A 13,152-nucleotide genomic window follows, 5' to 3' on the forward strand; every position below is an offset into this window, starting at 1 on the left:
CTCGTGTCGTGCCCGCAGGCAGCACGCACTGACTCGGCACGCCTCTCAGAAAACCGGCAATGCGTACAACGTCTCGCCGTTGGTCACGAAGACACGGTTACCGTCGGCTGCGAAGGTGAGGCTCCCGGCGTCACTTGTGAAGCCGAGGTTCCCAAGGGGGCCGGAGAGACTGTAGGACCAAATCTCTTTGGCCATGGCCGCAGTGTCCGTCGCTTTCACGCTGGGGGCACTCCCGGCATCGATCAGCCAGACTCCGTTGCCCTGCCGCAGGATGGGGAAATCGCCTGCTTGCAGGGCCTGCCCGGCTTCCCATCGTTCCTTGCCGTCGCTGACGTCGTAACCGTAGGGCTCGGCGTCCCCCTCGCTGTCACAGGCAGTGGAATACACGATGTCGCCGTAGACGCTGGGCCGTGACCATTCGTCGACGCTGTTGTCGTAGTAGGCCCTCTGCGTGTGGGACCACAGCTGCTTGCCGTCCGAGATCCTGCGCGCGGAGAGTGACTTGCCATTGAGGTAGACCACTCCCTCCTGGGCCACGGGGACGAGAGTCCGCTTCTTCGCCAGGTTCCGGGCCGTCCACTCCGTGCGCCCGTTCGTCGTGTTCACGGCCATGGCATGCCCGGTGGTGGTGGCGACGACGAGCCTTCCCTGGTCGGCGGCGGCTCTGGGCAGGAGCTTCGCGTGGAAGTCATCCGGTACCGATGCGGTCCAGCGGATCCTGGCGTCGGAACGGCCCACGGCACGCAGACGGTGGTCCTTCGTCACCAAGTAGATCGCGTCCGCGTCCGCGGTCAGCAGCACGGCGACGTCCGCCTTTGCCGTCCACTTGGGCTCACCGGTGGAGGGCACGAAGGTGTGCAGGACGCCGTCGTTGTCGGCGGCCGCGAGCAGTCGGTCCGAGAGCGAGAGGTAGCGGCACGACATCTGCATCGTCGGAGCGTTCCAGCGGCGCTTGCCGTCGACGACGTTGAGAGCCACCACACCGGTGACGGCATTGCCGACGATGACGACGTCCCGTATGGGCAACGGTTCCGGTGCCTCGGAACTCGACACCGAGGTCGCTTGCCACAAGGGTTTCGGTGACCCGCCGATGATGTAGTCACCCCGGTCCGCGGAGAGCAGCCGTGCCTCGGGTGTCTTCACAGCGGGCGGGTAGGCGAAGAGCTCCTTCCGGCGGCGGTCGCTGCGGCCGCGCAGCAGCCACCAGCCGGTACCTGCCCCGCCTGCGGCGAGTACGGCTCCGCCCGCGGCGAATCCGGTGAGCAGGTGCCGCCTGCTGGGTCCTGTTCCCGTCTCCGCCGTGGACAGCAGAGGGGCGGTCAGGTTCCTGATCTCACGCTCCCTCTCCTTGATCGCGTCTCCCACCGGCCCGTGCTTCCACACTCCGTCCGCCTTCTTGGGCGGAGCGAAGGCGGTGACGATCTGTTCGGGGGTGGGCCGTCCCGCCGCCTCTTTGGCGAGGCAGGGGGCGATCAGGGCGTACTGCTCGGGCGACAGTCCCTGCCAGCGCGGCTCGCCGTGGACCACCTCGTACTGGACGGCGGCCACGTGCGTGCCCTCGAACGCCCGGTGCCCGGTGGCCGCGTAGACGAGGACGGCACCGAGGGAGAACACGTCGGCGGCAGCGGTCACGCGTCGGCCGAGCACCTGCTCGGGGGCGCCGTACCCAGGCGTGACAGGGATCTGCCCGGTAGTGGTGAGCGTCAGACCGTGCTCGGGGCGTGCGATGCCGAAGTCGATGATGCGCGGGCCGTCCGAGGTGAGGACGATGTTCGGCGGTTTGAGGTCGCGGTGGACGAAGCCGGCAGTGTGGATGTCGCGCAGGGTACGGGCGATGGACGCGGCCAGAGCGCGGACCCCGCTGTCGTCCAGCGGGCCGAGACGGTCCACGATCTGGTCCAATGTCGGTCCGGCGAGGAACTCGGTCGCGATCCACGGCCGTCCGCCCTCGGTCTGCGCGCCCAGAACGGCGGCCACACCCGGGCTCCGTACGGCCTGGGCTGCCAGCGCTTCCCGGACGAAGCGCTGAGCGAGGTTGGCGTCGTGGGAGAGCTCGGGCCGGAGCACCTTCACGGCGGCGACGGTGCCCGCGTGGTCCTGGCCGACGTACACCTTGCCCATGCCGCCCTCGCCCAGCACGCCGAGCAGCCGGTACGGGCCGAGGCGGATCGGGTCGCCGGTCCCCAGGGGTCTCATCGCGGATCGCTTTCTCTTCTGACTGGATTCACTGGAGAGGGAAGGCCGCCAGGAAGCCGCTGCCCAGCCCGATGACCACCTTCGCCTTTTCATGAGCGACGAAGCGGTCACCAGTGGTCTTGTAGGAGTGCGCCGGGGTACGGGAGGACAGGTCGAGGGCCCACAGCTCCGAGCCGCGCCTGCTGTACCCGAAATCGGTGCCGATCACGGGCGCGTCGTTCAGGTCCGCCTTCGCCCCTTGACTGCCCTTCTCCTCCCACTTGACCCGGCCGCTCACCGGGTCGAAGGCGACGAGCCCGAGCCCCTTCTCGACCGCGTACAAGGTGCCGTCCTTCAGCGTGGGCAGCCCGTAGGCGCGGCCCGGCCTGATCGTCTTGGAGTCCCAGGCCACCGCGCCGTCGGCGAGCCGCAGGGCCCGCAGTCCGCCGGCGCCGATGTACAAGTGCTGGGCGTCGGTGGCCAGGGCCCGGCGTACGCGATCGGGCTTCACCCCGTCGAGCGGCCGGTCCCAACGCACGGCTCCGCTGCGGGCGTCGCGCACGACGGCGTGGACCGTTCCGTCGTTGGCCTCCTGAAGCGCAACGAAGCGGTTGCCCACGACGGCGGCGGAGAGGACGTAGAACCGCTCGGTGCCCGGCTTCCGGGCGGGCAGCGGTGTCGTCCACAGCCGCTTGCCGGTGCTGATGTCGACCGCGCACAAGTACCAGGACTGACCGGCCGTGAACGTGTTGTGCTGGTACGCTCCACGGCCCCCCACCACATAGGCGGCGCCGTTCGCGACGCAGACGAGCTGGGCCGGATAGAGATCACCGTTCAAGTCGTCGAACACCGCCAGGGGTTCCGCGACCTCCCCCCGGAGCAGGTTGACGGACGCCAGGACCATCCGAGGCCCGCCGATGGGGCTGTGATGCGGGGTTTCGTCGACGGAGGCGAGGGTGAGGAGCTGCTCACCATCAGTGGCGTTCTTCCAGGAATAGACCAGCTGTGTCGTCCACTGTCGGTGTCCCGTCCGGGCCTCGATGCCGAACGAGCCGTCGTCGGCCACCGTCATCACCAGGTCCCCTGCCACGAGCGGTTGCGACAGGATGTCCCGCTCGAAGATGCCCGGGTCACCGATCTGGACCTGCCACAGGGAGTCCAGCTTCTTCTCCGGCAGCAGGCTGTTGCTGGGCCCCGGAGTGGGCTGCCTGCCGCCCGATCCGCCCCACTCACTCCAGGCAAGTGATCCCGCCCCGCCCGTCGCCGCCAGGGCCGCCCCCGAACCGGCGAGCAGCAACCGGCGACGCGACCACCGCGCGGGGGACGCGGTTGGCGCCACCTCCTCCGGCGGGGCCGGCAGCCGCTGCGGTGTGATCTGCCAGACCCCGGTCGCCCGCCGCGCGATGTCCGCGAGCAGGGCATCCGGTAGATGATCGGCGAATTCACCCGCGCCGTCGTGCAGTTGGGAGGCGATCCATCCGGTCGTGGGTCGCCGGAAGGGATTCTTGTCGAGGCACTGCGCGAGCACCGGCACCAGGCTGCCGGGCACACCGCTCAGATCGGGCTCGGCGTATTGCACCCGGTACAGCAGATCCGCCGCCTGCCCATGACCGAAGGGCGGGCGCCCGGTGGCGGCGAAGACGAGCAGTCCGGCGAGCGCGAAGACGTCACCGGCTGCTGTGTGCTCCTGTCCGCCCGCCTGCTCCGGTGACATGAAGGCAGGGGTGCCGACGGCGACCCCGACCCGGGTGAGGTGATCGTCCCCGGCCGCACGCGCGATACCGAAGTCGATCACCTTCGGCCCGTAGGCGGTGATCAGGATGTTGGACGGCTTGAGGTCACGATGGACGACGTCGGACGCGTGCAGCTGTCCCAGCGCCCCGCACAACGCCGCTCCGAGCGCCCGTACCGACGCCTCGGGCAGCGGACCGCACAGCTCCACAGCCTCGTCGAGGGGCGGGCCGAGCACGTACTCGGTGGCCAGCCACGGCGTCTCGGCGCGCGGATCCGCATCCACGACACCAGCACCGAACCTCTCCCCCACGACCCTCGCCGCGTCGGCCTCCAGCCGGAATCGGGTACGGGAGGCCGGATCGGAGGCGATGCGTGCGTGCATCGTCTTCAGCGCGACGGTACGTCCGCCTGCCGTGCGGGCGAGATAGACGGTGCCCATGCCGCCGCTGCCGAGGCGGGCGATCGGGCGGTAGGGGCCGAACGCCTGGGGGTCGTCGTGGGTAAGAGGGGAGGGCATGGCCGTCGTTCAGTTCGGGTGCGGAAGGGGGACGGGACTGGTGGGTGGTGCGGGTGTCGCCTCTACAGGGATCTCCGCGGTGAGGACGGCCGCCGACTGGTGGGCGAGGGCGGCGATCACGCGGCCGGGAAGCCAGCCGGGGGTGAGGAGAGCAGCGGAGCGATCTCCGGAGCTGGTGCCGGTGTCCGTGTCGGTGTCCGCGCCGACGGCCAACGCGCCGATCAATTCGGCCAGTTGCGGGCGTTCGCTCGGGTCGCGGGAGAGGCACCGGGCGATGGCCGTGCGGAGGGCATCCGGCAGTTCGTCCCGCTCGGGCGTCGTATGGCCGGTGGCCGCATAGGCGAGCGTCGCCCCGAGGGCGTAGACGTCTCCAAGGGGGCGTGGGTATCCGCCGGATGCCTGTTCCGGCGGCAGACTGCCCGCTTCAAGCCCCGGGAGCCCGGAGCGTGGCGTACCGTCCGGCGCGGCCGTCCGCACCGCGCCGAAGCAGGAGAGACGGGGCCCATCGGCGGCCAGGAGAACGGCCGCCGGTGAAACGCCGGCGAACGTCAGTCCCTGCCCGTGCACAACCGTCAACGTCTCGGCGAGGGCCACGCCCAGCGCGCGTACGGTCCGCTCGGGCAGCGGGCCGGCGTGTACGGCGAGGGCGGTCGGCAAGGGCAGAACAGGCTGGTAGGGACGGGAGCACCAGGCCGGCTCGTCGGGACCTGCGAGGGCCGTGGCCGGGGCGGCGCACGGACCGAGCAGGTAACGCGATGCGTCCGCTTCGGTGAGGAACCGCCGGGGGTCGCTTCCCGGCAGCGGGAGGGAGAGCAGAACGGTGTGCTGACCGTCGGAGCTACGGGCGATGTAGCGCCGCTCGGGAACGGGGATCTTGGTCCGCGCGTCGTCCAGAGCGGTAATGAGCGTGTACGGGCCCACTCGCCGCCGCGCGTTCGCGGCTCTGCCCGGTTCTTCCCCGGCGGCCACACCCGTGACACCACCTGTGGCGTGCATTTCCTGTTCCGGTTCCTCCGCTTTGCCGGGACGCCCCGGACACAACTGGGGGTGGGCACCCTCCGTGCGTGCCCACCCCGCTACCGCGACGTGCCGATGATCCCGGCCACTTACTGGAAGTAGCTGGCGGCCTTCTTGTCTCCGCCCATGTAGTCACCGCCGGCGGCGTGCACGGCCCGGCCGATGGCGCGGAGAGCCTCGTGGAGAGCCCGGGCCTCCTGGTCCCACTCGGTCTGCTTCTTGATGTAAACCTGGTGGGCCTCGCCCTCCCACATGCCCGAGACCCTCTGGACCTCGCGCTTGATCTCGTCGAGGCTGGCCTCCAGGTTCTTGGCCTGGTTGGCGATCTCGGTCGCCATCTGGTCGAGACCGTCGTAATGGACTTCCGTCACGCCACTGTTGTTGACGCCCATGATTCCTCCGTTGTTCCGAGAAGTGCTGGTCTGGCCGGGATCAGAGTTTCGACAGCGCCGAGTGAGCGCCACCGAGGTCCACGTCGATGCTCTGGACCTTGGCGCGGACCTCGTCCTCGGTGTGGTCGTTGATCTTCATGGTGGTGTTCATCGACTCGATGAACCCGACGAGGATGTTGCCCATCCGAGCCATGTGCTCGTTGATCTCAGTCTGCTTGGCGTTGAACGCGCCGGCGCCGATGCCCTTCCAGTGGCCTTCGACCGAGTCGATCAGACCCTGGAGGCGCGCGAGCTGACTCTTGATGTGGTCGAACTGCCCCAGAAGCCTCTGCTCAAGGACTACGACTGAATCTTTGGTGATCTTCTGAGTGCCTGCGGCCATTTCGATGCCTTTCTCTGTGAACTGACCTTGCCGGGGCGCCGACTTCAGGGGTCAGCACCGGTGGCAAGCGGACCTCTGCCCATTCGGCGAATGAGCAGCTGCGCGGGGGACCGGTCAGGCGTTACGCCGTGCACGCAGCACAGCGAATCCGGCGCCTCCGATGACTAGTACGGCGGCTGCGGCGCCGATGATCACCCAGGTCTGGGTGCTGCTATCGGAGCCGGTGGTCTTTGCGGCGGCGGAGGTGGAGCCGCTGGAGGATCCGGCGTCCTTGGTCGGCTTACCGGACGAGGTCTTGGCCGAAGGGGCATCAGCGGCCGAGGTGTCGTCGCCGTTCTCGGCGGCCAGAGGGTCGACGTTGACCGGCCCCGGGTCGATGTTCTTGTTGATCAGTACTCGGCGCGGGCGGATGAGCCCGTAACCGAGATACCGACTGGGCTTGTCCTTCGGCCAGGACCGACCCGCGGTGTCGAGGAGGGCCCGAAGGACCTGGTTGGCCGTCCAGCTGGGGTGAGCCGACCAGACCAGGGCGGCGGAGGCGGAGGCGATGGCAGTGGACGGGCTGGTTCCCGAGGTCTTGCAGTACTCGGTGAACTTGGTGTCACACCAGCCGGGAATGTCGACGCCCGGCGCCGCGAAGTCCACGTAGTCGCTCTTCGTCGAGAGCTTGGCGACCGTTCCGGAACTGTCAGTGGCTCCGACGCCGACGACGTACGGATCCGTGACAGGGTATTCACGCTTGCCCTTTTCCCCGTTATTGCCGATGGCAGCAAACAACAGCTTTCCCTTGGAGGCGGCATACTTGATTGCATCCTCCTCGTTCGAGTCCGGGTAAGGGCTGCCGAAGGACATGTTGATGATCTTGGCATCGCTATCGGCGGCAGCACGGATCGCTTCGGCAGAACTGGGTGACTTCGGGTCGTCTTTGGCGCCCTTCGCTTCAGTCAAGTAGATACGAATGGGAATGATCTTCGCACTCGGCGCCAACCCCTTGATGCCGCCGCCCGCTCCCGTTCCGGCGATAATCTCGGCCATGGAGGTGCCGTGACCGTTGTAGTCATCAGTGGCCCGGTATCCCACGGTTTTCGGCAGATCGTCGGCCAGCACCTGCCCTTTGAGTGACGAGGTCGCCGGGTTGACCCCGGTATCGATGACGGCGACCTTCACCCCTTTGCCTGTACTGTACTTCCATATCTCGTCGGCGCCCATGGATTTCAGGTACCACTGCTTCGACTGAATGTCCGAGGCAGCAGCTGCCCCTGGAGCCAGGCCAGCCGAGCCGACGACCAATGCGCCCAGTGCCGAGCACATCGCCGCCAGACGTCTCACATTGCGCCTCGTCAGGAAAGCAGTCGTTCTGCCGCGCCGGCCGGTCCCTGGCTTCATGCCTGTGTACGTCCTCGCTTGTGTTCAGTCACGCTTCTTGGGCGCATCACGCCGCTGCTTCTGCGACGGGCGGTGTTGCTGCTTCTCGGTTGACCCGCCGACACGATCGGTCTCACCGTCCGCGTTCTGGCGGTTGCCGACCGCACCACGGCCGAGCCCTGCACCACGGGAGCTGGCCTCGGAGCCTCCTGCGAGGGTCGATCCGGCGGCATTCCGGGGCGCACCGATCGCACCCTCGGGGTTGCTTGCCGAACGCAGCACGGACTGGCCGGTGCCGGGCTCCGCCTTCGCCGCGGGCGCGCCGACCACTCCTCGCTGCCCGAGAGCACCCTTCGGCTGCGCCGAGGAGACCGGCTCATCAGCGCCGACGACCATACCGCGCGGGACACGGGAATTGGGCGCCGCTCCCCCGGTACGGCCAGTGACAGGCTTGCCGCCCACGACACCGTTGCGCACCGGACTGGTCGGGCCGGCACCTCCTGCACGCTCACCAGGCGTGTTGGTCATTCGCGGCGTTCCACCGGTGATGCCACGCCCCAGCGGGGAGCGGCCGGCCTGCTGAGTGGACCCGCGCAGCGCCGACTCACCGGCCGGAGTCGCCGTACGGCCCATGGCGCGGGCCGCCTGCCCCATGGGTCCCTGCGGCACACGGCCGCCGGTAACGGTACGCCCGACCTGCTCCTCGGGCTCCTGCGGCACTCGGCCACCTGTGGTGCCCGAAGGGCTGGTGCGCCCCTGTGCCGAAATCGGCAGCCGACTGGTCGGACGATAGCCCGTGGTACGTCCGCCGTTCGGCGCGATCGGTGGAGCCATCGGTCCGGGCCCCAGAGGGGGCGTGGGGGCTGGCCCTCCACCGCCGGCCGTCGGAAGCGTGGGCGCGGAGGGGCCGGGCTGTGTGGTGTGTGCCGGAGGAGGCAGCGTGCCGACGGTGTTGATTTCCGTGCCGACATCATGACCGACGGGGTGCACGCTGGGCGCGTGAACTTCCTTGGGGTGCGGCACCGCGCCGCCTGTTGTTGTTTCGTGCGAGCCGACAACCGCGTTGTGGCCGCCTGCGACGCTTCTTTGGGCCGAGGCCGTCTGCGTCCCGGTGCCATACGCGCCACTCTCGCCATCGTGGGGGCCCGACGGCCGGGGCACCCCGAAGTCCGGGAGCTTGTCGAGCTGGGCCATGGACGGCTTGGGCTGCGTGTGCAACGCCGTGCCGGCCACCGAGTAGTAGGACCCCAACCGGTTCATCTGGTTGATGGCCTCTTGCCGGTTCTTCTCGACCTTCTGCGCGAGCACGTAGTCCGGGTTGCTCTCGACCTGCTTGGCCTTCGGCAGCAGCCAAGGCCGCTTCTGCTCGCCCGCGGGGCGGGGATCCCGTTCCCGGGGCATGGAATTGTGCACGGAGGCCAGGCCCGTCGCGGCGGCAGTGACCTCCGCACCCACATTGTGAGCGTAGTCCTCGAACTCCCCGGCCCACTTGAGGAGTGACGCGGCGTACTTATGGAAGGACGTGGCGCCCTCACCCTCCCAGTCGACCTGTTCGACGTACTTGCGCAGGTCCTTGGCGGCGGTACTGATGGCGTCGCGGGCATCCCAGATGGCCTTGCCGGCCATCTCGAGATGCTCGGGGTTGCCGTGCTCGACCACGTCGATCATGTCGTTGAGATCGCACTCGTCGAACTGGCTCCTGCCGAACGGCATACCCCTGAAGAAGTTCTCCATCGTGGCGAGCACGTCGGACGCGCCGGCCAGCCCGTTCGCTTCCTTGAGGCCGCTCTTGTACTGGGGCTGCTGCTTCCAGTTGTCGCTCACTGGGTGCTCACCCCCGCGGACTTGTCGTCAGTGTGCTGCCTCGTGTCCTTCCGAGGCTCCTGGCGCTTGTCGGGGTGCGTCTTCTGGTACTCGTGGTCGATCTTGGCCTTGATCTCCCAGAACCGACGCCGAACTTCGTCCTCGGTGCCGTCGTACGTGCCGTCTGCTGAGCGCGCCGCACACTGCAGAGCCTCGATGTGCAGTCGCAAGGTTCCCGACATCTCCACGAGGACGTCATGCACTTCGGAGTACTTCTGGTGCAGGTAGTCCGCCTCGTGGAACGGAATCTTCGAGCCACCGAACGACTGGCGGTCAAGCCCGTGCTGCCCGAGCTCGGGCGGGCTCGCAGGAGACTTCTCGAACGTCGTCAGCGCGTTGCTCAACCCGTCACTGAACTTCGACAGCGCATCGGCGCCGCGCCTCAGATTCGCGCTGCCACCGTCACTCACTGTGGCCCCTTCCCCGTTCCCCGTTGGTCGAACTGTCGACAGTCCGGGGAAGCGCATCCGCACCCCTGGATCCATCGATGACCACTGTAGTCACTGTGCAATTCGCGGCCAACTGAACTCTGCGACGGTTCAGTTGCAGTGCTGTCCCGAAGTGACCGAGTCCGAGCCACCGAAGACCGACAACGGGGTCAATAGAGACAGAAGTACCCGCACATCTGCACGGAAGCTTCACGCGCACCCAGCCGCTCCACTCCAGCACGCCGCCGGGCGAGATCTTTGCAACCACAAAACGAATCCATGGAAGACCGGAACACTCCCGCCCGGCAGGCGGCACATCCGCCGGCGCCCGCGCCCGCACGGGGAATCTTCATGGCGGACAATCGACAGATAACGGACATGACTCAGTCTTTTCCTTGGCATGGTTGCTACTTTGACTCGGCACCGGAGTATCCGCGCGCGGGGAAGGGGTCCTTCCATGGCATGGGACGAGTGGGAGCAACTCAAGGCTGAGGCGGCCGAGGGTAAATCACCCCATATGCGACTCAACCAGCTCGCGGCAGACGGCGGAGGCGGCGGTGGCACAGGGGACTTGGTGGTCCACCAGGACGACCTGGGCGCCGTCGGGCACGAGGCCAACGTCCTTTACAACGGTGTGAAGAACCAGGCCGACATCGCCGCCGCCGGAGCCGGCAGGGGCTCGGCCGGCTCCACGATGCAGGCCGCCGCCACGCTGAAGTCGCACGGGTTCCAGACGGGCGGCGCCCTGGAGACCACCGTCGAGATGTGGACCACGCAGGTGAAGGCCGTACTGCAGGCGTGCGCGCACATCTCCGACCATCTGGACTACACCCAGAAGCGGCACGCGGAGGACGACGCCAAGATCGGCGCCGTGATCCGTGGCCGCGACGGCTCCGCCATGCCTGTGTCGCAACTCAACGAGTACTTCGAGTAGGAGCATCGCCGATGGCTCTCACATTCACGGATCTCGTTGAAGTCGACCTCGGCAAGCTCGCCACTGCCGTGTCGGACTGGAAGAAGGCCGTCGACGGCCTGAAGAATTCGGCGGAGAGCGCCCGAACGGGGATGCAGGCCAAGTCGGACTCCGCACGGTGGGCCGGTTTGAACGCAACGGTGACGCGCGAGTTCGTGGCCAAGACCGCCAAGGAGGTCTTGGATCTCCACACCGAGGCCAACAGCATCTACCAGGTACTTGAGGACGGGCACACCGAACTGGAGTCACTCCAGAAGCAGATGAAGACCGCCGTCCAAGTGGATGCCCCACAATTCGGTGTCCGTGTCGAGGACATCGGTGGTGGAAAGGTCCGATGCTTCTTCCCTCATGTCCGGGGTGACACGGATGAGCACACCCAAAAGCAACTGGACGACAAGCAGGAACTGGAGGACCGGATCAACCGGATCCTCGCCCACGCCGCCGAGATCGATGCCTCCGTCGCCCGGGCGCTGGGGAAGAGCCATGGGAACGACCCCTACAACGCGGGCCACAGCAGGTACGAGTCCCTGAACGACGCCGAGGCCGAGCGCGCCCTGGAGCTTGCGCGCAAGGGCCACAGGATGTCCGACGCGGAGCTGCGCGAACTCAACGAGCTGTTGCGGTTCAATTCCGGCGAGAAGGACGGCGAGTTCGCCACAGAGTTCTACCAGGGACTCGGCGGACCGAAGAAGGCGCTGCAGTTCTATGCCGAGATGTCGATCGACGGCACCGGCGCCGACGCGACCAAGACCCGGCTCAACGAGGTGCAAGACCTGCAGAAGGTCATGGGGTACACGCTCGCCAACGCCACCGACCCGGACCACAAGTACCATCTGTCCGACAGCTGGGGGGCGGACTTCCGACGCCTTGGCACCCAGCAGATCGGCTGGGAGCCGGGGCAGTTGAACAAGCCGTACGGCTACCAGGTGCTGGGCGGCCTGCTGCGTTACGGCACCTACGACTCACGGTTCCTCAACCCCATCGCGGAACATATCGCGCAGCTCCACAAGAAGGACCCGTACTTCTTCCTGTCGAACAAGCCGGCCGGGAGCCCGGACACCTATGGTTTCAACCCTTCAGGAAAGCTCGGCACCGGCAACGACCCGTTGAACAGCGTCCTGGAATCCCTGGGGCACAGTCCGGAGGCCGCGGAGAAGTTCTTCACCCAGCCGCCGCACGCCTACAACGAGGACGGCACGGTGAAGAAGGGCGGCGATCCGGGCTTCAGTTCTTACCTGGACCTGTTCACCGACAAGGACTTCGAGTGGACGGCGGACACCAACGCCGCGAACGTCCTGGCCGACGAGGACAAGACGAAGGCGGCCCTGAACTTCGGTCCTGAGGCCCTCGGCCACGCCCTGGAGGCGGCGACGACGGGACGTCCGTACGACAGTGACGCCACGGCCGACGCCATCAAGCACAGCGAGGCGCAGGCGCATTTGGTCAGCGACATCGTGAACAAGTTCGGTGGCGACCCGGAGCTCATCCGGCACAACGAGAACGGGGACCTGGACGGCGAGGAGACCGGTCCCTTGTACGCCCTGCGGGGAAGCCTCGGCGACATCACCGCCGACTACATGGGTGACGTCCAGCGAGCCATGTACGACGAGGATTCCAGCAGCGACCTCTTTCCAACATTCGGAGCCGCGGCCGACCTCGATCCGAACAACACTGCACGCTTCTTGGGTGAAGTGGGACAGGATCCGGACGCCTATTCCGCCATCACTACCGCCCAGCAGACCTACACGACCAACGTGGTGGACCACGTGATAAACGGATCCAGCCACTCGACGGCGTCGTTGGACGGACGAGTGGCTGCCGCCGTCGCCCCCGGCTCCGCGATCGCCGGAATCATGAGCGACGCCCGGGCTCATGCGATCTACGAATACCACACAGCATCGGATGCGGAGTTCAACGAGGCTGCGGCCGAGAAGCAGAAGTGGGTGAATCGCATTCTCGGCATGGGCCTTGAAAAGGTCGGCGAGCGAGTACCTGTCGCTGGCGCTCCTCTTGAATGGGCATCGGGGGACATTCAGGAATCCATCATGAAGAGCATCGAGCAGGACACATCGAGTGAAGCCGAGGCTCAGGCGGGCGAGGAGTACACCAACGGCAGGCAGGCGGCCCTGGATTCCGCCAGAGCCGCAGTCGATCACGCCCTTGTGAACAACACCACCATCGATCCGGACACCGCCGACGATCTCAGGAGAGCCGCGCGTACATCCGCCGGTCACAGCCACTCGGACGGTGCCCAGTGGAAATCGGAGAGTAGCAAGCATTGAGATACGCACGGTATGTTCTCGGCA

General features: G+C 67.2%; 10 protein-coding genes. 2 read left to right on the forward strand and 8 right to left on the reverse strand.

What is annotated here, in order from left to right; genetic code table 11:
• Positions 1-45 precede the first annotated feature (45 nt).
• From ACZ5NH_RS21775 to ACZ5NH_RS21810, 8 genes are all read right to left on the reverse strand, one after another.
• Positions 46-2,196 (reverse strand): protein kinase domain-containing protein, encoded by a 2,151-nt coding sequence (locus ACZ5NH_RS21775; RefSeq protein ID WP_468777438.1) that lies wholly within the window; start codon positions 2,194-2,196, stop codon positions 46-48.
• A gap of 28 nt (positions 2,197-2,224) precedes the next feature.
• A complete protein-coding gene (locus ACZ5NH_RS21780; protein ID WP_468777440.1) occupies positions 2,225-4,426 on the reverse strand; it encodes a protein kinase domain-containing protein in 2,202 nt (733 codons plus the stop codon).
• Between the two features lie 9 nt (positions 4,427-4,435).
• A complete protein-coding gene (locus ACZ5NH_RS21785; RefSeq protein WP_468777442.1) occupies positions 4,436-5,422 on the reverse strand; it encodes a protein kinase family protein in 987 nt (328 codons plus the stop codon).
• A gap of 110 nt (positions 5,423-5,532) precedes the next feature.
• A complete protein-coding gene (locus ACZ5NH_RS21790; protein ID WP_468777444.1) occupies positions 5,533-5,835 on the reverse strand; it encodes a WXG100 family type VII secretion target in 303 nt (100 codons plus the stop codon).
• A gap of 40 nt (positions 5,836-5,875) precedes the next feature.
• The gene (locus ACZ5NH_RS21795) at positions 5,876-6,217 is read right to left on the reverse strand and encodes a WXG100 family type VII secretion target (protein WP_451554083.1); all 342 of its coding nucleotides are present in this window, start codon (positions 6,215-6,217) and stop codon (positions 5,876-5,878) included.
• Positions 6,218-6,331: 114 nt separating this feature from the next.
• Positions 6,332-7,528: a S8 family serine peptidase gene (locus ACZ5NH_RS21800; RefSeq protein WP_468777751.1), complete on the reverse strand. Its 1,197-nt coding sequence runs from the start codon at positions 7,526-7,528 to the stop codon at positions 6,332-6,334.
• 99 nt (positions 7,529-7,627) lie between these two features.
• On the reverse strand, positions 7,628-9,328 hold the full coding sequence (locus tag ACZ5NH_RS21805; protein ID WP_468777446.1) for a WXG100 family type VII secretion target: 1,701 nt from the start codon (positions 9,326-9,328) through the stop codon (positions 7,628-7,630).
• 74 nt (positions 9,329-9,402) lie between these two features.
• Positions 9,403-9,855 (reverse strand): hypothetical protein, encoded by a 453-nt coding sequence (locus ACZ5NH_RS21810; protein WP_451554085.1) that lies wholly within the window; start codon positions 9,853-9,855, stop codon positions 9,403-9,405.
• A gap of 475 nt (positions 9,856-10,330) precedes the next feature.
• Here ACZ5NH_RS21810 and ACZ5NH_RS21815 point away from each other — a divergent pair, with 475 nt between their 5' ends.
• Entirely contained in the window at positions 10,331-10,807 is a 477-nt protein-coding gene (locus ACZ5NH_RS21815; RefSeq protein WP_468777448.1) for a hypothetical protein, read from the forward strand.
• 11 nt (positions 10,808-10,818) lie between these two features.
• The gene (locus ACZ5NH_RS21820; RefSeq protein ID WP_468777753.1) at positions 10,819-13,128 is read left to right on the forward strand and encodes a hypothetical protein; all 2,310 of its coding nucleotides are present in this window, start codon (positions 10,819-10,821) and stop codon (positions 13,126-13,128) included.
• The last annotated feature ends 24 nt before the right edge of the window (positions 13,129-13,152 follow it).

This window comes from Streptomyces sp. NPDC031426 (assembly GCF_055581585.1).